A 20,911-nucleotide genomic window follows, 5' to 3' on the forward strand; every position below is an offset into this window, starting at 1 on the left:
GGATACCGGATCGTGCTTCGTCAAGATTCACGACCCATTTTCCGTCGGTCCAGGAGGTATGAAGTGCGAGATAGGCTGAAAATTCATCTCTGGGAGCGGTGAACCCGCATTCAGTACAGCGGTGGGTTCGCTCCGAGAGGGACTTTTTCTTTCGATTCCCGCACAGGCAGGTTTGAGAAAGGGCGGTTTGGAAGGTGTTGATCTTCACGCTGCCACCCCCGAGCGCTTCGGCTTTGCGGGTTAAAATGCCTTCCAGGGCTGATGGCGCGTGATGCTGGATTGATCGTCCAAACTGCTTTTGCCAGCCGCGATAGCTGACTTTTTCCGTGTGAATTTGATTGCCAAACCGGACGATCCGGTTCGCCAACCGTCCGTGGAGACTCTTTCGATGAGCGGCTTTACGGCGTTCCAGATCCTTGAGTTGCTGTCTGGTCTGTCGGTAGCGGGAGGACTGGTGCCACCGCTTCCGGCCCTTTTTGACCGTTCCCTTTGACTGGTAGTTGTGTGGATTGGTCGCCCTCCGGCTGCGGCCCAATCGTCGCTGGAGTCTCCGGATTTCAGCCTCTCGGCGGTCAAGTTCCCCGCCGAGCGATTCCTGAAAACTTTCGGTGGCGGTCGAAACCGCCATCAGCGAGGGGCCGAAATCGAGTCCCACCCGCTCTCCATTCTGAGTCGTGTGTTTCTCGGGATCACGGTGGGTTTTCCCTTCCAGAATCAGTTGCACATACCATCGTGACCGGCCATTGATCACTCGCTTGACGATCCGGGTGTATTTGACCCGATGTTTGAGCGCGTGGACGTGATACGGATTTGTCTCATCCGCCTTGAATTCAAAGGTCAACTTTCCAACACACACCGTCCCGGTCCCGATCACCACCCGGATTCCAGTGTCGTTGGCGTTGGTCTCGAACGAATGGAATTCATCCCGTCGCTTGAACCGCACCCGGTTGGCCTTCCCGAACATCACTTTCTCAATCGCTCGCCACGCCCGTTTCGCCACCTGCTGCACAATCCGCGAATTCGTCAATTCCTTGAGATGTCCCTGGCTCAATCGTTGCGCTATCTTTTGCGCCTCTCCAACCGAAAGTCCATATTTCCTCCGCACTTCGGCAAACGCGACTTTGCGTTCCGGCGACCCTTTCGGCAGTTTCCGCGCCGCTTCCCATTCCGCCGATTTCCGCGCCCGCTTCAACCGCCGGTGCAGTTCGCCCAAGATCGCATTATAGACTTGTCGATAGGCATTCAGCCTCTTCTCCAACGCCGTGCACCCCGCCGAATTCGATTCCAATTCAAACTCAGCCACAAACGATGGTGTTGGGGGTTGCCGGAGTTTATCTGCTTTTTTTATCATAGTTTAACTCTATCGCAAAGCTACCGTTTTCGGCAAGATTTATTACTATGTTCAGGGTCGTTCAGGCTGGTTTTTCAGCGGTTGCGATTTATCCCCGCCTTACCGCTTCGCGGTTGGAGACAGGGCTTTCTCGCATTTTTTCTGGTAAATCATTGAACGATTCTTCGAGGTTCGGAGGGGGTCGCCAGCCAGCAGGCTGAACTTGAACAGCAGGCACCCACACTCTGCAGCAAGGCTACAAAAACTTCAAGCCATCCAGCAGTCACCTTCATTCGAGGTTGGCCAATTTGTCCCACGGCTGTCCAGTTCATCCCCTTGAAGCAGCGATTCCTCCCTTTTCCATTTGTTGTCTCCTGAAATTGGACTACGTTTGTAAGCGAGGCCCGTCACTTCAATCAGAGTGACGGCTGCCAGGGTGGCGCCTGGATTTTCACCGTTTCATCAGAAGTACAGGATTGCCACCAGTGATTCAGTTTGGATTGAAACTGATTTTCTCATCGGGTAGGAATCAGGCCCGGTGTGGAGGACAAGGTTGACCTCAGTTCCTGAAACCCGGCCTTTCGTTCAAATCGGATCACTCCAAATCAATGACCTCCAGAGATGCTCTTACCCGAGCAACAGGCAGGATTTCTGATGTGGTCAAATGACGATGGCAGTGGGGGGGGTCGTTTTTGGGTAGTTCCATCAATGACAGCTTTGCCTCACAACCATCCAGGTCAGAAGCCATGCCAGAACCTGCCGCTTTTTTTCAACTGACATCATATAAAGCCAGAAACATAAATACGTTTTTCATTAAAAACTTTTTTGCATATGTCACTTATTGCACAATAGCGTTTTCATATTTTTGGATTCAAAGTCAACTGAACGGGGCATACGCACCAGAGAGAAGGAAAATTGAGTCTGTAGAGGACAAGGGGAACAAGGGAAACAAGGGGAACAAGGCATACGCGCCAGGAGAAGGAAGTTTGAGCCTGTGTGAGACAAGGAGACGGGGAGACACGGAGATGGGGAGACACGGAGACAATTCACCAGGTTTGTCAGGTTGAATCAGTTCCGATTGAGAGCCGGGGAAGGCGATCAGTTGTTTTTTCTCCTGGTCTCCCTGTTTCCCCATAAGCGCCAGGATAAGAAACCTTGTGTCTTTTCCGTTGGTATTGAACGATGCTTTTGTCGGGCTTGGGTCTCGTCCTGGCCATGACCGTGGGCTTCGCGCACCACGGCGATTACACGACAACCCTTCGGGCCTAAAACCCCTTAACCTGGCGCGTATGCGCGTATGGGTACCATCCCATACCTGAAGCGAACCCCCGTGTCACTTCAAAAAATCGAAGACCTGCTCCAACCTGGTTCAAATCCATTTATCAGGTGGAGATTCCAAAAAATTAGATCGCCTGCCTGCCCCTCTCTCTGTCCATTTCGTCACCCAGAATCAGCTATTCCTCACTTTTTCATTGTTGTCCTGAGAATTTGGATTAAGTTTCGGTCCAAAGTACAAGCCAATTCAGATACTCAGTTCACTGGCGTCAAGAGATGTACCCATCAAGAGGTGCACATTGGCGTTTCTGGGGGTGTTTTTGTCTCTCAACGGCCCTTTGAGGCTCAATCGGGAACTATCACCCTCAACCAACAAGAAAAACAATGGGAGGACCCAATGAATAACGGGTTAATTCGGTTTTGCGTACTCTCCATTCTGTTGCTCTTCGCGACGGTCGCGGCCTCTGCCCAGGCCACCGATGGTGGCATCAATGGGAAAGTCATTGATGAATCTGGGGCAGTCATCAGCGGCGCGTCGGTGAAGGTCACCAACATGGAAACAGGCTTCAGTTCAAGCGCCACAGCCGATGCTTCCGGTCTGTTTCGAATCAATTACCTTCCGGTTGGAAAGTATTCGATCTCAGCCGAAGCCAGCGGCTTCAAAACAACATCCATTGATAATATTGGGATTGCACTCAATTCCATTATCGATGTCACCATCAAAATGCTGCCCGGTGAAGTCAGTGAAGTCGTCACTGTTTCAGGCGGCGATGTGCTGGTCGAGACCAGCAGCTCGATTCTCGGCAACACGTTTGAAGCCCGTAAGGTGGTTGAACTGCCCAGCTTCAACAATTCGCAACTCGAACTGGCGCTGCTGGCGCCAAATATCACGTCACAGGCTGGCGGCACCGCTGGCGAAGGTGGTTCGGTCGGTGGCAATCGCCCCCGCAACAACAGCTTCACCCTGGATGGCGTGGACAACAACGATACCATTTTGACCGGTCACGTCATTGATGTGATTCCAGAAGCGGTGGCGGAATTCACCTTGCTGACCAATCAGTACACGGCTGAATTCGGGCACTCTTCCGCTGGTCAATTCAACACCGTCACCAAATCCGGCACCAACGAATTTCACGGCGGTGCAAGCTGGTTCAACATCAACAAAAATTACAAGGCGGTTGACCACTTGACCAAGGAGTCAATTGCCCGTGGCGAAGCGCCAGACCGGCGACCGCGATTTGACTTCAACCGGGTGGCGGGGTATCTCGGCGGACCAATCGTCAAAAACAAGCTCTTCTTTTTCGGTGCCTATCAGTATGACACGACTGGCACGGCAGGGAACCCAGCGAGCTTTTTGACCCCAACCGCCGCCGGGTTTGCTCAGCTTGAAAACTTGAACGGGATCAGCCCCGTGACGCTCGGAATTTTCAAGCAGTATACAGTTCCTGCCGCCGCCGCCGAAGACTCAGTTCAGGTTTTGGGCCAGAATATTCCGGTTGGCACGGTCAACTTTCTGAATGCCAGCTTCCTGACCAACAAAATTTTCAATGTGAATGTGGATCAGGCGTTGGGTAACGGCGACCAGATCCGGTATCGCTACAATTATGCCAAATCCATTGCACCCAATAATGGCAACGGCAACCCGGTGTTTAACGGAGACTTTACCCAACTCAACCAGTTGGCTTCGGTTACCTTTATCCACAATTTTTCGCCGACATTGATTAACGAAACGCGAATTTCCTATCGCCGCAAAAACAACTCGTTTGGGATTCCGGAGGAATTTGCCAATTTCCCGAACTTTAGCTTTAACGATACCGGGTATGTCTTTGGGCCCCAGGGTGAATCACCCCAGGGTGAAACCACCAACAGCTACCAGTATGTCAACAACCTGACCTGGCTCAAGGGCAAACACACGCTGAAATTCGGGGTTGAATTCCGCAACGTCATTTCCTCCAACGGCTTCCTGCCACGCGGACGGGGTGAATATGACTACTCAACCCTCGAAGAGTTCCTGCGTGACCTCAAACCGACCGGCTTTAACGGTGGCTTGAAAGGTGTTGGCGCATCAACCTTTGCGGCCAATCGGAAATCCATTTACTGGTTTGCCCAGGATGACGTCAAACTCACCCAAAACCTGACGTTGAATTTGGGTCTGCGCTATGAGTTTTACACCATCTTCCGCGATGAAAAACTCCAGGCGCTCAACGCGATTGCCAATGTGCCAGGTGTCATCGAATTTGGTGTACCAAAGACCGACAAAAATAATTTTGCCCCACGCATCGGCCTGGCCTGGGCACCAGATTTCAAAGAAGGCGTCGGTCACTTCCTGTTTGGCAACAACGGCGAAAGCTCAATCCGCGCCGGATTTGGAACATCCTTTGACGTCGCTTACGGCAACCTTGGGACGCTCCAGTTACCGCCGCAATTCCAGCAGGAACTCAATACTGCCACTGGTGACGGCGGTCCCTTTGGCACCCCTACCAATTTCATCGCCAACGGAGGACTGGGCAATACCCCTGCTCCACCAAATACCCCAGCCGAAGCTCGCGCCGCAACATCCGCCTTTATTCCAGACCGGGTGTTGCCCTACACCATGAGCTGGAGTTTGAGCTATCAGCGTCAGTTGCACCGCGACTGGAGTGTTGAACTCCGATACTTAGGCACGCGTGGTGTGAAACAGATTGCCCAAATTCGGATTAACGGTGGGAATTCGATTTTCCCAATCGCCGGATTCAGCCTGCCAACCTATTTCAATGCGTCACAGGTGCCGGATCAGGGAACACTGGATTCAATGCGAACCCTGGATGAACTGGTGAATATTTCAATCTATGGAAATGGTGTTGGTGGTCTGGGTGTGGCTGATTTTGTCACCCCAACCGTGACCACGTTCCTTCCAGTGGGAAGCTCAACCTATCATTCTGGATCAGTTGATTTGACCAAGCGGTTTTCACATGGCTACACGATGTCAGCCGCTTACACGTTCAGCAAGACGATTGACTTTGGAACGAACGACCTGTTTACGAGCTTCATCAATCCACGCCGGGCCCAAGATGGCTTTAACCTGGGTGATATGCGTGGAACCTCAGCTCTGGATCGGCCACATCGGTTTGTAACCTCAATCATTTGGGAGCTGCCGTGGTTCCGCCAGCATCAGAATCGGCTTGTCCGCACACTGTTGGGCGGTTTCCAGTCCAACCTGATCTACACGGCTGAAAGCGGTCAACCGTTTACGGCGTTGAGCGCCACTGACAGCAACCTCAACGGCGATACCGCCGGTGACCGGGCGTTGTTTAATCCAAATGGTGTTCCAGGAACTGGCAGTGGCGTAACAGCAGTGACCAACTCAAACGGTCAAGTCGTCGGCTATCTCGCCATCAACCCAAATGCCCAGTACATTCGGGCCGGCCAGGGCGTCATTGCCACGGCTGGTGCCAACACACTGCGCTCACCGGGCCTCAACAACTTTGACATTTCCATCTTCAAGGATTTTGAACTCCGCGAAGGAATGAAACTCCAATTCCGAACCGAAATGTTTAACGCGTTTAACCACGAACAACTCACGGTCGGCAACGGGAGCGTGATTGATCCCGGCCAACTCGGAATCGCCAACGCGACCAACCTGGCGTTTGCCAATGTGGCGAGCCCCTCGTTTAACAACCCGCGAGTCTTTGCGGGTCGTCCACGAACCATTCAGTTTGGTCTCAAACTGATTTTCTAATTGAAGACGGGAACGTGACCGGGATGAGCTGGTTATGTCAGATGGGTGTATAGACCAACTCCCTTGGCCACTTCCCTACCCTCACTGGATTGGTATGGGTTTCCTGTAACCCCGATTTCAGGGCAGGTTTCTGGGACTGCTGATCAAAGCTGACTTCAGGGCCTGCCGCATTTTTCATTCAGCCCTGTAAAGCAAAAACATTGATGCGTTTTTCATTAAAAACTTATTTATCTTTTGAACTTCAAACAATGCTGGCCAGCACTACCTGAATTGAATGCTCTCATACCAAAGGAAGCATAGTTGAGAGGGTAAAGCCTCGAAAAAAGGCTTCACACGCTAAAACAAAAAAGTGTTCATCCGGTGAACTTTGGAAGACGCCACGGGATGAACACAAAGGTAACAGTAGACGAATTACCTGGAGGTTTTTATGTATCAAAAATTGTTGGGAAATACCATCACAAAGGTGTTGACCGGAGCGGTGTTCGCCCTGGGTCTGGTATTTCTGCTGTCGAATGCTCCGGTCACACTGGCCCAGGGCACCAATGGTCGCCTGGTGGTCACCGTCAAGGATCAGACGGATGCCGTGATCCCTGGAGCAACGGTCAAGGTCGTCAACCAGGGAACAGCCCAGGAAATAACAGGAACGACCAATGACTCTGGAGTTAGTATTTTCCCACAAATGGCGGTGGGCCTGTATACCGTCCGGATTGAAGCACCAGGCTTTAAGACGGCAGCCCGAGAAGACCTGAAAATTGACGTCGGGCAAGAATACGGGATTGTGGTTCCACTCGAAGTCGGCTCAGAAGCCGATGTGGTGACAGTCGCCGCCGGTGAAGAACTGGTGCAGACCACAACGTCTGAAGTTCGGAACACGGTGACTGAAAAACAAGTTCAAGAGTTGCCGATCAATGGTCGTGACCCGCTGCAGTTGATCCAACTGCAAGCTGGCGTCAACTCAGGCGTGAACAACGCCCGGGCACAGGCCACCACCACCATCAACGGCCAGCGTGCCTCAACCGCTAACCTTACCCAGGATGGGATCAACATCCAGGATAACCTGTTGCGGCGCAACTCGCTGGACTTTTCACCCAACCGTCCGACGGTGGCTCAAATTGCTGAATTTACCGTGACCACCCAAAACGGCGGCGCTGAAGTTTCAGGCGGGGCATCGGCCATTCGTGCGGTATCTCCAACGGGTACCAATGAATATCATGGCTCGTTGTTTGAATATCACCGAAACAGTGCCCTGGGCGCCAATGACTTTTTCAACAACCTGCAAGAAGTTGCCAAACCACAGTTGATCCGCAACCAGTTTGGTGGAACGGTTTCAGGTCCGATTTTAAAAGAAAAACTGTTTTTCTTCGCCTTTTACGAAGGGTTACGTGAACGCATCGGGACGCCATTTACCGGAACGGTTTTGCTTCCCAATGCACGCCAGGGTGTATTTACCTACCGCGATAATTCGGGTCAAACCCGCACGATCAATATCCTGGGTTTGAGAAATCTGGATATTGACCCGGCAATTGCCAGCATCCTGAATGCATCGCCACAAAGCGCCAATGCCACAACCGTTGGCGATGGCCTCAACACCTCGGGTTTTGCCCTCAACCGGTCGTTTAACCAGGACCGCAATGTGGGCGGGTTCCGCCTGGATTATGTGTTAAATAGCAACCATCGGATTGAAGGTGTCTTCAATCGGGCAACCGAACTGGTTGACCGCCCGGATGCTGATGTCTCCTTTGCCGCCAAGCCAGGCGCCAATAACACGCTTAACACCTACTTTGCCGTTGGCGCCTGGAACTGGCAAATCACGCCAAACCTGACCAACGAACTGCGGATTGGTGGCAACCGCCCTGAAGGAAATTTTGGCTCCAATGCCAATCTCAACAGTGTCTTTTTGACATTACCGCTCATTACCAATCCGAATAACCAGTTTACGCCTGAGGGCCGAACCACCTCGACGATTTCCTTTATTGATGGAATGTCCTATACCCGTGGAGATCACTTCTTCCGGTTTGGTGGCCAGCTTAACCGGATCCGGACCAATCCATTTGTATTCAATGTTGGAACACCACCAGCTTTTACAGTGGGATTTGGTGTCGGAGCACCAGATGAAGTCCCACTCACCTCGCGTGATTTCCCAGGTGGAATTGACCCAACTCAGTTGAACACCGCCAACAACCTGCTTGCTCTTTTGAGCGGCGCGCTGGCTGATGGTCAGGTCAACTATGAAGTCACATCCCAAAACTCAGGGTATGTTTCGGGGATCCCCAATCAACGCAACTATGAATACAAAGAGTATTCAGGATACTTCACCGATTCCTGGCGCACACATCCACGCCTGACGGTTAACCTGGGACTGCGTTGGGATTACCGAACACCACTCAAAGAACGTGACAACCTGTTACTCGCGCCAGTGCTCAATGGCCGCAATGTCCGCGAAGCCATCCTGGATCCAAATGGATCCTATGGGTTTGTGGATGGGTTTATTGCCAATCCAGATCGGGCCAATTTTGCACCAAACATCAGCTTTGCCTGGGATATTCCAGGGCTGGGCCGTCAGACGGTTTTGCGCGGTGGATATTCGATTTCCTATGTGAACGATCAGGCAATTGCCGCCCCACGCAACGCGCTGGAGGGCAATGATGGATTGAGCGCCGTGGTCAATCGCAACGACATTTTCGGCTACCTGAGCCGGGATGTGCAGAACTTGCTCCAAACTTCCTTTGCGGCACCTGAATTTGTCGTGCCGCGCTCTTACCTTCAGAACTTCAACCTGGATAACACCGCGGCTGCCTTTGCGGTCAATCCGGATATCAAAACCCCATACTTCCACCAGTGGAACGTCAGCCTCGACCGTGAAATTTCAAACAACATGGTGCTGTCGCTGCGCTATGTCGGCAATAAGAGCACCAATCTGATTCGCGGGATTGACTTGAACCAGGTGGATGTCATCAACAACGGGTTTGCGGCGGACGTACTTCGTGCCCAGAGCAACGGCTTCCTGGCCCTGGCTCAGACTGGACGTTTTGATCCACGCTTTAACCCCAATATTGCGGGCAGTCAGCAACTGCTGGTCTTCCCGAACATCGCGGGCGGCGGATTGCTCACCAACACCGGCACCATCCAACCGCTGATTCAGCGCGGTGAAGCTGGAACACTGGCTCAGGTGTACCATCAATTCGGATTGGCTGGAAACGTCAATTTTGTTCCGAATTCAAACATCTTCGTGGCTGATGTGCTCGAAAATGGCGCCGAATCCAACTACCACGCGCTCCAGGTTGAAATGCGTCGTCGTTTTTCAAATGGCTTGACGTTCCAGGCCAACTACACCTGGAGCAAAAACCTGACCAACAGTTCCGGTACCAATGCTCAAGTCCTGTTTGAGCCGTTGCTGGACAACAACCAGCCAGGGTTGGAATATGCCCGATCCATTCTGGATATTCCACACACCCTGAAAGCCAACGTGATCTATGAATTACCATTCGGCCCTGGAAAACGGTTTAATCCAGGCAATCCGATCCTGCGCAAAGTCGTTGGTGGCTGGCAGGTAACTTCAATTGTCACGGTTCAGTCAGGCAGCCCATTCTCAATCGTGTCAGGACGCGGAACGCTCAATCGTGGTGGTCGCTCGCTAACCACGAACACGGCCAATACGTCATTGACCAACGATCAAATCAAAGACCTGATTGGATTTTTCCCAACTGAAAATGGAATCTACCTGATTAACCCATCCATCCTCGGAACGGATGGTCGCGCCGTTTCCCCAGATGGCCGTGGTCCATTTGCCGGACAGGTCTTCTTCAACCCAGGCGCCGGCCAGGTTGGTTCACTGGCGCGTCAGTCATTTAACAACCCACGCTTCTCAAATTGGGACTTTAGCGTCATCAAGCGCACCCCAATCACTGAAAAGATTGATACCGAATTCCGCGCCGAGTTCTTTAACTTCACCAACTCGCCGATGTTCGGGATCGAAGATCCAAACATCAACAGCGCCGTGTTTGGACAGGCGCGATTCCAGTTGAACAGCCCACGTATTGTTCAGTTGGCGTTCAAGATCGTTTTCTAAGCTTTTGCTTGTTGTTGTGACGGTCTCTTTTACGGCCTGGCCCCCTATGTTCCATCGGGGGGTCAGGCCATTTTTTCGTTTCAAGACCGGTGCCTTTCAGCTATCCTGTGGACATCATCCACACCAGGCTCAGGTGGCCCGACCAAACAAATCGCTCTAACCAATACATCACTCAACCTACAAACCTCTTTCTTTCCAATATCTTATGGCAAAAATACATTTTCTTGGCGCTGCCGGAACAGTTACCGGTTCCAAATTTGTCCTGGAGGTCAATGACAGTCAGGTCATGATTGATTGCGGATTGTTTCAGGGATTAAAGGAACTCCGGTTGCGAAACTGGGACCCATTGCCAATCAATCCAGCCTCGATTAACTGGGTGGTGCTCACACACGGGCATATTGACCATACCGGGTACCTGCCCCGGCTGGTCCGCGATGGGTTTGATGGACCAGTCTATGCGACCCAGGGAACAGAAGAACTGGTTGATTTACTGCTTCCCGATTCAGCCCGGCTCCAGGAAGAAGATGCGGAATATGCCAACAAGAAACACTATTCAAAACACGAACCGGCGCTTCCGTTGTATACCGAGCAAGATGCCCGCATCGCACTGAGAAAAGTGGTTGGGTATCCCTATAACCAGGAGTTTCAACTTGGAAAACATATGACAGGCCGGTTTATCTCGGCGGGGCATATCCTGGGATCAAGTTTTGTTTCGATTGATGTCAAGGAACGCAACTCCAAACCCTTTACAATTCTGTTTTCGGGGGATTTAGGGCGGTATGACGAGCCAATCCTCAATGACCCATCGCCAGTGTATGAAGCTGACTATTTGTTGGTGGAATCAACCTATGGCAACCGTCTGCACGAAGATACTGATCCGAAAAGTGAGCTGGCGGAGATTATCAATACAACGGTTGCCCGGGGTGGGAAGATCATCATCCCGGCCTTTGCGGTCGGACGAACCCAGTTGCTGATCTACTATTTAAGAGAACTGGAAGATGAAAAACGGATTCCAGTCATTCCAGTCATCGTTGACACCCCAATGGGTGCCTCCGCAACCCGGCTGTACCTGAAACACAAAGAAGACCACGACCTGGACATGCTCAGCCTTCAGGAGGAACGCCGAAATCCACTTTCGACCCGGAATTTCAGTCTGGTTCACGGCAAAAACGAATCCAAAGCGCTGAATAATCTGAAAGGCCCGGCGGTCATTATCTCAGCCTCGGGAATGGCCACTGGTGGGCGGGTACTGCACCACCTGGCGCGTGCGTTGCCAGACCCAAACAGCACCGTGGTGTTTGTCGGATACCAGGCAATTGGAACTCGTGGCCGACGACTCCAGGATGGGGAAAAAGAGATCAAGATTCACGGAGAAATTGTTCCGGTCAAAGCTGAAATTTGCAGCATTGGCAGCCTCTCAGCCCATGCCGATTCATCTGAAATCATGCGATGGCTCTCAAATTTCAAACGCCCACCGAAAATGACCTACATTGTCCACGGTGAACCCGAGTCATCCGAAGGGTTACGACGCCTCATCTCGCATGAACTTGGCTGGAAAGTCACGATTCCCCAATATCTGGATGTGATTGATTTATAAGCGAATAGCTCTGGCTGGTGTCTTCGAGTGAAGTGAAAACGAAGGGGGGACGAATGAGGCGTGAACATTGGCCTTTCCGTCACCCTGTCCCCCTTGTCACTGTGTCTACCACCGACCCTGGGCTTCGCACCACGGCTATTACACAACGACCCTCCGGGCCTGAAATGGCGCTTATGCCCTGTCACCTTGTCACCTTGTCACCTTGTCACCCTGTCACCCTGTCACCCTGTCACCCTGTCATCTTTGATTGACCTATCCGACAAAGGACCAGTTTGGGTCTGGGTCATTTGGATCACGAACCATTTTGACGGAATATTGCAAAATATCGCTTCGATACAGCGTGTGGGTATACACCACCGGGCGCTTTTCCGAAGTGTAGACCACCCGCTCGACACACAACAGCGGTGATCCGACCCGAATTTCCAGGAGCGGCGCCGTGTAGGCATCAGCCAAATCAGCCAGGATGGTTTGAGAGAGTTCAGTCAACCGAATATTCAATCGTTTTTCCAGTACCGACAGCAACGAGCCCTGTTGAAAATCACTTTCGTCCAACTTCATTCCAATCGAATCTGGAATCCAGGTTGTCACCAGGGCATAGGGAGTATTTTGGTAAAAGCGGATAGCTTTGAGGTACGTGATATCTTCATCAGGCTCAATATTTAAGACCTCAGCTTCTTTGAGACCGGCCTGGACATGTTGAATCTCCAGCACCTGGAGTTTGGTTTCACCAGCCAGTTTCATCAAATCCTGAAATGAGCCACGCACACTGGCCGTGCTTTTGAGAATATCCCGGTTTTTGACATAGGTTCCAGAACCTTGCCGGCGTTCAATTAACCCATCACGAACCAGCGATGCCAGTGCCTGACGAACGGTAATCCGACTCACCTGATACTGAAGTGAGAGTTCGACTTCAGTTGGAAGGCGCTCCCCCACCGTTATGTCGCCGGACAAGATTTTTTGGCGCAACACGTTTTCCAATTGGTAATAAAGCGGCACGCCGGTTTTTGCAAATTTTGTTGACTTCTTCATACATCCCAATTCCCCAAACAAGGTGGTGTGCTGTTGATGGCCTCAGACATCTATTTTCAGCCACACGGTGTCGCGGCCAATCACCTGGGCAGGATCGAAAGGTTGTTCAATGAGGCAAAAAGCAAGTTGCGGTAGAATGATTGATTTAATTGTTATATGACTATAACATTTATAAACTTACCTATTCTTGAGTATCTCCGTTGTTTTCGCAAGTATCTTGCGGTTTAAAGTCAAAAATTTTTCCTGGAGGGTGAATGAAATCTCTGACCTTATTATGTGTTGTGGCATTTGGGATTGCAGCTTCAGGGTATGGAAATGTATCGGGTGTGTTTTCCAAGGACGGTTCACTCAACAGTGGCATCCGGTACCAACAACCTCAATCTCCGGAAAAAGATGAGGAAATTGCACTTTTGGCGTCGTGGCTTCATGGTGATTACAATTCCCATGCTCAGGCAGACCGGGATGCAGCAGGAAAAGACCCGCTCGTTTTCAAACATCGAAAAATCACGATGCACCTCACCCCCTGCGCGATAGAAGGTCTGCCTGGCCCAACAGTGTATATCGAACAACACGCCTCCGAAGCGCCTGATCAACCCTATCGCCAGCGGATTTATCAGATTTTTCGGAAACGCGGCGAGGTTACGATTCGGACCTATGAACTCATCGGGGGTCGTGAAGCCGCTAAACCTTACATCATGGGCTATAAAAATCCCGAGGTCTTAAAATCAATCACCGCCACTAAACTCACACCCGTCTGTGATTTAGTAGTTCATCGCAAAGGCAAGGAATTTGTTGGAAAAACTCCCATGCCCTGCCCCAATATGTTTAATGGAGCGGTTGAAGTGACTTCAGACGTCACCATTGGTCCGGATTATCTGTTCAGCCTTGATCGTGGTTGGGCAGCCGACGGCCAGCAAGCCTGGGGTCCAAATGATGGCGTGGCTTTTGAATTTCGGCGGGTTAATTCTGCCAGTCAGTAGTCAGTAGTCAGTAGTCAGTAGTCAGTAGTCGAGTGTTGGGAATTGAGAATCTGTGTCAAGTGTATTTGATTCTATTTATGCAATTTACGCGTGCGTTTTCCAAGGAAACATCAGACTTAAGTACCTGATTTTGGTCTACTAACTACTGACTACTGACTACTGACTCATATCAAGAACGACTCACCGTGATCTCGGCACTCTGTCCATCAGGGTTGACCAGTCGAATCACAGCGGATTTACGCCGGGGGAGGAGTTTCTTGCCTTTTGGAAGTACAATTTGAGTGGGTGTCACGCTATAGGCCGAAGGATCAACGGGCGTCCCGTTCACGGTCAAGGTTAAACCTTTTCTGAATCGAAGGCCCTTGAGGTAGAGCGTTTTCTTCGTGAGTGAAAAGGAACTCAAGCGTGGTTGAAACCGGGTGGGTGTGGTGCCGCGAGCCAATCCGGTCAAGAACCCAACCCGTTTGTTGGTCAGGTCAACCGGCACTCCCAAATCAAAAACCCACGGCATTGCCAGGCCCTCTGCGGCTGGTTGAAGCTGATAGATCGTGTATTGAGGCAGCACCAGGGGACCAGCTTGAAACCCCGGAAAGGCACCAATTACATAGACTTCCCCACCCGGTCCAAACTCCAGCCCTGAATTCGTAATGTTTGGACTCACCGAGTTCAGGCTGAGGTCCTGAGCGACTTTGACCAGCGCATCTCCCTGGTTGTTTCCATCCATATCCGGAATCGTAAACAGGGCGCCGGCCAGCGGAATAAACCGCGTGTCCTGAACTGTCACACTTGAAAAAAACAGGCGGTCATCCGACTCACGCATGCGAAGTCTGGCTAAACCACTGAGTCCGGTTGTGGTCGGTGTGACCATAAACGGCAAGAGTTCCAGTTTATCCGGATACCCATCGGCGTCGGTGTCGTTCGCCAGTTGAATCGAGGTAATGTTTTTCAGTGTATTTCGAGCCGCGAAAAACAACCGATCCCGCTGGTCAATGGCCATCCCACCACTCACTTCGGTGATATCCCGGAGCGCCAGTTCGTCAGTTGTGATTACCTGTCGGGTCACGGTGCCATCAATTTTTCCATCGCCGTCTGAATCCTCACAGGCCACAATCGCCGCCTTCAAGGGTGCCACAGTGCCTGGTTGGCGATTAAAAAAGCTTCTGGCATCGGAAAAATTACTGGCCAGGATCAAGGCTTCACCACTTGCCGTCGAAGTGACGACCAGATCCTGGATATCAGCCGTGCCGGTCTCGAAATAATCAATCACCTCGGCAACCCCATCACCATCTGAGTCGGTCAATCGCCAGACAATGGCGCTTTTGACCTGGATCGGCTGGGTTTGACGACCGATTTCAGGATCCGGTGCTGACCAGGGGCTTTCCGGGCTGAGAGTGCTGGCAGCCGAAGACGATTCTTCCCCCTGAACCAGAAAAACTGAAGTTCCGGCAAACCCATGCGCCACATAGAGGGTTTTTCCATCCAAACCAAACGCCATTTGGGTGATGCGTCCTTGAGACTGGTTGGGGCCTCTGATTTCCGGAAGGGTTGCCAGCAAACTCCCCTTCCGTTGTGCGGTGGCTGCGGTTTCGCCAAGTTCAATCACTCGAACCTGAAAAATAAAAGGTGGCTCGTCTTCAGAGAGTTTGATTTCACCCACGGCCAGTTTGCGAGTGACAGGCAGATTTGGTGAGAACGGAGTGAATTCAGGCTGGTCACTGGCGGCCCCAACTACCAGCGTGGTCGGAAGATACCCTTCCGCCCGGACCTCAAACCCGGCCACCCCTGGGCTTAATCGAGGAAACTGGATTTGAACCGATGTCTTTCCAGCCGGAATGAGTATGTCCTGGTCGGCCAAAACCTGCTTGTTGCGAGAGCGCAGGGAAACCATCACTCCCGGTGGTGGCGCTGGATCAGTAATTCCAATGGTCGCGATGGCTGGCGACGTCACACCAGATGAAACCGTAATTGCCGGAAATGAAAGAAGTTCCCGGGCTGAAGCGGCATTGACGATAAAATTGATCCCCTCGGTTTGTTTTCCAGCCCGTGGACGAATAGGGGTTTGCAGATTGGGGTTATCAGTCTCGGGGTTGCCGGATTCGCCTGTGTTAAAAAACTCACTGGTGATTTCAAAAGTGGTGAGTGAGCTAAACGACCCGCCAGCAGTTGGTTCCATCAAGACCACATATTCCTGATCCGGACTGAGTCCTGGCAATTCGTATAAATTTTGCAATGCGGCGGGCCCTGGAGGATCACTGGTCAAACCGGAATTGAAAAAGGGAGGAACATAGCGGGCGCCTGACAATTGGGAAACAGCATCAAAAAACGGATCATTCACATTTCGAGCAATGACATTAGCCCCCTGTAACGGGGTCACGCCATCGGGCTGAAAGACTCTGCCGGAAATCGTGCTGGCCTGGGGATGAGCTGGATCCGGGTACAACTGAGCCAGCGCGACCTGATCATCCCGTGCCGGAGTTCCAGCCGCCACCCCAGTTTTTGGGATGCTAAATGGATTCATGGTTTCAATTGATTCGACCGGTGCTTTTCCAAACCCAAATAACTCCCGGTCAAAAATGATGGAGGGTCCATTGACCTGAGAATGACCCAATCCAAGGAAATGACCGATTTCGTGAGTGACCACCCCCTGAAATTCCTCATTGGTAAAGTCATAGAATGAATTGTCCGGGTTGTCGTCAACATACTGGCTATTAAAAAAGGCAACCCCTTCCACCACTCGATTTGGCGACTGGTTTTCCACGACTTCAAAACCCGCCAGACCAATCACTCCTGACCGTGGACCAAACAACGAGTCGAGGATTTTTCCGTCATTGTCGAAAATAATTGGGCTTTGCCCATCTGGGAGAGGATAAGCACTCCCAGGTGCCGCTTCATCAGACAGAACCTGATCCACATTCTCAACCGTCACATCAATTGGATTTCCATTTTTATCCTTCAGTGATGGACCCTCGTGAACTGTTATTTTCGCTCCCGGCACCGTGGACCAGTTGGCAAAGGCAATCCGGACCAGGGCACTGGCTTCAGATTCCGACAACCGTCCCAATGGTCCATGATCCAGGTTATAGAAAATTTGATTGGGGTTCCAGACAATCGGGGTTCCGCTGGTTTCATCAACCGCGAGCGGTCCCGCCGCCTGGACTTTCCCCGATTCTGGTCCACCACCCCATCTCGCCATCAGGTGTGGAGCAATCAAGAGAGTCAGGCACATCAGTATCAGATACTTTTGTTTTGGTTGATGGATTGCCAGTTTCAAATCATCACCTCTGCATTTTAGAAAATGAGTTCTGGACAGAACCTTTTTTGAAGACTCCTCAGTTATTGATTCCTTGCGGCTTTCAGGATTTCTTTGGTTGCCAAAATCAAGGTTTCGACTGGGAGCGGGCCCTTTCCCTGGGCTGAATAGGCTTTCTCAAGTGGGGTGAGTTGTCGCTTCAACCTGGATTCAAGAGGAGTTGTCTGGGGAAACAAACCCACATTTTGATTTCCGTTGGTTGCCACCACCTGACCGGCTTTATCTTGCTGAAGACGAAAAGCCCCCTGGAACAGGCCGACTGGCGAACACAACCCAACCTCACTTTCCTGGGTGAGAAATAGCAAATACTCCCGGCCAATTTCATAGTGAGGCATTGAGTGCAACAAAGATTGCCCGTTGAGACCGGTAAGCGAATGTATCTGTTTAAATTGAATGGTTTGGCTTTTTCGACCTTTGAGTGTCTGCTCGATGCTAAAAACATATTCCATGATGCGTCCAGTTCCTGGCAACCGAAGCCTGCCTGCCATCTCTCGGGAAAGGAACTGAGGAGTTGCGCTCAGGCATCGGCCAATGACAATTTTTCCGGCGGCCTTTGCCATTTGATCAAGATTGACTGGGGCAATGGTTTCAACCCGAGGAGCAGCATGGCGCAGCCCTGGTGTCGAGCTGGCCAACAGGCAGAGCTGATCAACCTGAAACAACCAGATCAAGGTCAGTCCAAGACACATCGTCAATTGGATCCTGGATATCATCTTTTTATGAGAATGAGGTGTGATAGGCATAGGCGCCAGGATAAGGAAATGTGAGTCTGTTTGAGACAAGGAGCTGGGGAAACAAGGAGACAAGGAGATCATCCTCCCGACGTTGGGAGCGGGAGAATGTTTTTCTCTCCGTGTCCCTGTGTCCCCTTGTCCCCTTGTCCAGCTCTGGCCTTGTTCCCTTATCCTGGCGTTTATGGGTGTGATACGTGTCATCATGATCATTTTCCACAAAAGAGTTATTACGCAAAAACACAAAAAAGCAAAAACTGATCTCTTTCTAAATAAAGAAGTTAGAATTTTACCAATCCTTCATAACAGCGTCCATTAAGGCAAAAAAAACAAATACTTTTTTTCAGTTAATACGTTTTTACAAGTTTAAAAGCCATTCAGTCAGGTTTACTGACGGCTCTGGTGCTGGTTGATGAAATCAAGGCCGGAGTAAAATTTCCGACCAGAAATCCACCTCAAAAACAGCCGTCAAATGCGTTTATTTGCCCGTATAGCGATTTTCTCCCTCAACACCATCTTACTAGACCATGTCGCATCAAAAAACCGCTTAAATCGCCTATAAACGCAAAAACTCATCTCAGCCGCCCTGAAATCAAGCCCCATCTGGCTTTTCCTCTCGCAAGCCAATCGCACACACACTACTCGTCCGCACCTTCCGTGGCCAGGATAACCCCCTGCTGGGCGCACCAGGAAGCAAACGATTCAGCTTGCTGCGCCGCCAGACTCCGGCCAACCAGTCGCCGCAAATGATCGCTGAGCACTTCCGCCGACCACCGTTCATAAATCCGTCGCTTGTCGGAAGCGAGAAGCTTTTCGCGCTCCTGGTCAATGCGCTGCTTGAGTTCGGTTTTTCTCATCCGCACCAGCAATTCCTCACCCGTCCGCTCGAGGTAGTCAATGTAGCCAAGCTCAAGCAACTGCAGTTGTTCCGGATCGGTGATTTCTTCGAGGGCCGGTGCATCAAGCGACTTTTGCGGTTTGGCCGGTGGTGCAGTCGGGGCCGGATCTTCACGCTCACGACCGCTCAGATCGTTCACGATCAAGGTGTAAAGAAACCCACCCGGGTTGATGAGTTTGCGGGTGCGATAGTGGCGGTCAAAAAAGCTGATTGATTTTTCGATGGCATCCAGTTTGCCCTGGGTGAGCATACTCTCCACCAGCCGCCCGGCCACGGTCGGAATCATTCCCCGCTCGGCCAGTTGCCGTTCGAGATGAAGTCCAAGGTCGTGATACGCCCGCTCTTCGGGTGACAAATCGTCTTCCTGCATATCGTCCACCGCGCTATAGAGCGGAAGGGCCAGTTGCATAATCCGCTGCCCGAATTTGGGGTTTTTGTAAAAATGCAGGGTTTCCTCGGTCAGCTTCCAGTCGGCCAAAAACTGCCGATCAACCAGTTCGTCAATGCCCGGCTCCAGGCGCTGCATAATCTGCGAGGTGTAAAGCAGATCCCGTGACATTCCGATGTGTTCAAATGCCAGTTTTCGGGCGTTGATCACAAAATAATCCCCGCCCCCAAACTTCTTGTCGAGGTATCGAAACAACCGCTTGGCAATCGGCGAGGCCAGGGTGAAGTAAAACCCGGCGTCCAGCTTTTTGAACATTTTTTCGTTCAAGCTTTGGGCGACCCGGTCGCTCCAGAGGATGTAACTTTTGGCTTCGCCCTTTTTGCCCGAGGTTTCGTCAAAGATCTTGAATTCCTGGATGATACTCATCCCCACGTCAACCAGCTTGTTGGTTTGCCGGTCAACATAGGCGTTTTTGGCCTCGATGCGAACCGCCGCCAGTTTTTTGAGCGAGCTTTCGAGTCGTTCGTAGTGTTTGGCGTTCATGGGCCATCCCAGGCGGCGAATCAGATCGTACCGGCTGAAATACACTTTCTTCGATGCCCCTTGCTCGTGTGACAACTCCATCAAGGCCACATAGACATCTTCATCCGTCGTACTTGGTAAACCTTCAATCGGGTGAGCCAGCACGGTCCACGTTCGAGTAATCTCTCGACCATTGGAGTTGATGTTTTCAGTGAAGGTCAAATAGGACGTGATTTTTTGAGCGCGTTTATCCAAAACCGCAATTGGAAAAATCGCCAGATTGAATTCATCTTGCGAGATTCGAATCTGATCAGTGCGTTCGGTTTCTTCAGGCAAATTTTCAACGGCTTTGGGGGTTCGTTTCGGCGTTTTTTTGCGAGGTGATTCAGTCGTATCAAACAAACCTGTCGCACCCGGCTTGGGCGTTTTCTTGCGCATAAGGCACTGTTTCCCTGGTTTTTCCCGATCTGGTGGGGAGTAAAGCTGATTTTGCACCACTTCGGAGGATGGATTTCTTGCCTACGCGTGCGCACATGCGCGCATGCGTGATGTATATATAAATATATACATCATTCTTATAGTTATCACCATACAGTTAATGCGGCCACAAAGTGTTGAAAATAAAGGACTTAAGTGGCATTTTTTATGTCAAAGGTCAATAGTCTTTATGTCAAAGGTCAATAGTCTTATGTCAAAGGTCAATAGTTGTTTATGTCAAAGGTCAATAGTTCGCTGCGGTTTTATGTCAAAGGTCAATAGTTGTTTATGTCAAAGGTCAATAGTTCGCTGTGTTTTTATGTCAAAGGTCAATAGTTGTTTATGTCAAAGGTCAATAGTTTGCCCCATTTTTAAGAAAATTTCGCCCATTCTTTCTGATTGTGGTTTTAGTTTGAGTGAACCACAACATATTGTGGTTCAGAGGGCGTGGGAAAGCGCTCAAATGCCAGTTTTTAGCTCGTTTTTTATGTCAAAGGTCAATAGTTTTTATGTCAAAGGTCAATAGTTGTTTATGCCAAAGGTCAATAATTGTTTATGCCAAAGGTCAATAGTGACTTATGCCAAAG

At 50.9% G+C, this 20,911-nt stretch carries 9 protein-coding genes; 4 read left to right on the forward strand and 5 right to left on the reverse strand.

All coding sequences use genetic code 11. From position 1 onward, the window contains the following. A partial coding sequence (locus HY774_18445) for a transposase (protein ID MBI4750466.1) occupies positions 1 to 1,351 on the reverse strand: 1,351 nt, incomplete at its 3' end. 1,651 nt (positions 1,352 to 3,002) lie between these two features. On the opposite strand from HY774_18445, the gene HY774_18450 reads away from it, so the two are divergent. The 3 genes from HY774_18450 to HY774_18460 all read left to right on the forward strand — a co-directional run bounded on the left by HY774_18450 (position 3,003) and on the right by HY774_18460 (position 11,989). Continuing rightward, the gene (locus HY774_18450; GenBank protein MBI4750467.1) at positions 3,003 to 6,323 is read left to right on the forward strand and encodes a TonB-dependent receptor; all 3,321 of its coding nucleotides are present in this window, start codon (positions 3,003 to 3,005) and stop codon (positions 6,321 to 6,323) included. A gap of 427 nt (positions 6,324 to 6,750) precedes the next feature. Beyond that, complete coding sequence (locus HY774_18455) at positions 6,751 to 10,392, forward strand: carboxypeptidase regulatory-like domain-containing protein (protein MBI4750468.1); 3,642 nt, start codon at positions 6,751 to 6,753, stop codon at positions 10,390 to 10,392. 205 nt (positions 10,393 to 10,597) lie between these two features. Beyond that, on the forward strand, positions 10,598 to 11,989 hold the full coding sequence (locus HY774_18460; GenBank protein ID MBI4750469.1) for an MBL fold metallo-hydrolase: 1,392 nt from the start codon (positions 10,598 to 10,600) through the stop codon (positions 11,987 to 11,989). 252 nt (positions 11,990 to 12,241) lie between these two features. Here HY774_18460 and HY774_18465 read toward each other — a convergent pair whose 3' ends face one another. After that, positions 12,242 to 13,018, reverse strand: coding sequence for a GntR family transcriptional regulator (locus tag HY774_18465; protein ID MBI4750470.1), 777 nt, complete (start codon positions 13,016 to 13,018; stop codon positions 12,242 to 12,244). Positions 13,019 to 13,272: 254 nt separating this feature from the next. Between HY774_18465 and HY774_18470 the strand changes: the two genes are divergently transcribed. After that, positions 13,273 to 13,998: a chromophore lyase CpcT/CpeT gene (locus HY774_18470; GenBank protein MBI4750471.1), complete on the forward strand. Its 726-nt coding sequence runs from the start codon at positions 13,273 to 13,275 to the stop codon at positions 13,996 to 13,998. A 169-nt stretch (positions 13,999 to 14,167) separates the two neighbouring features. Here HY774_18470 and HY774_18475 read toward each other — a convergent pair whose 3' ends face one another. The 3 genes from HY774_18475 to HY774_18485 form a co-directional block, all read right to left on the reverse strand. Next, the gene (locus tag HY774_18475; protein ID MBI4750472.1) at positions 14,168 to 17,269 is read right to left on the reverse strand and encodes a matrixin family metalloprotease; all 3,102 of its coding nucleotides are present in this window, start codon (positions 17,267 to 17,269) and stop codon (positions 14,168 to 14,170) included. Positions 17,270 to 17,331: 62 nt separating this feature from the next. Further along, positions 17,332 to 18,021, reverse strand: a complete 690-nt coding sequence (locus HY774_18480) for a hypothetical protein (protein ID MBI4750473.1) — start codon at positions 18,019 to 18,021, stop codon at positions 17,332 to 17,334. Positions 18,022 to 18,677: 656 nt separating this feature from the next. Next, positions 18,678 to 20,285 carry a replication initiator protein A gene (locus HY774_18485; protein MBI4750474.1) on the reverse strand — a complete coding sequence of 536 codons (1,608 nt, stop codon included), beginning with the start codon at positions 20,283 to 20,285 and terminating at the stop codon, positions 18,678 to 18,680. Positions 20,286 to 20,911: the final 626 nt, after the last annotated feature.

The sequence above is a fragment of the Acidobacteriota bacterium genome (assembly GCA_016208495.1).
Taxonomy (GTDB): domain Bacteria; phylum Acidobacteriota; class Blastocatellia; order Chloracidobacteriales; family Chloracidobacteriaceae; genus JACQXX01.

Bases quoted from the DNA above. Each gene is read 5' to 3' on its own strand.
- HY774_18450 (MBI4750467.1), top strand. From the start codon at position 3,003: ATGAATAACGGGTTAATTCGGTTTTGCGTACTCTCCATTCTGTTGCTC.
- HY774_18455 (MBI4750468.1), top strand. From the start codon at position 6,751: ATGTATCAAAAATTGTTGGGAAATACCATCACAAAGGTGTTGACCGGA.
- HY774_18460 (MBI4750469.1), top strand. From the start codon at position 10,598: ATGGCAAAAATACATTTTCTTGGCGCTGCCGGAACAGTTACCGGTTCC.
- HY774_18465 (MBI4750470.1), bottom strand. From the start codon at position 13,018: ATGAAGAAGTCAACAAAATTTGCAAAAACCGGCGTGCCGCTTTATTAC.
- HY774_18470 (MBI4750471.1), top strand. From the start codon at position 13,273: ATGAAATCTCTGACCTTATTATGTGTTGTGGCATTTGGGATTGCAGCT.
- HY774_18480 (MBI4750473.1), bottom strand. From the start codon at position 18,021: ATGATATCCAGGATCCAATTGACGATGTGTCTTGGACTGACCTTGATC.
- HY774_18485 (MBI4750474.1), bottom strand. From the start codon at position 20,285: ATGCGCAAGAAAACGCCCAAGCCGGGTGCGACAGGTTTGTTTGATACG.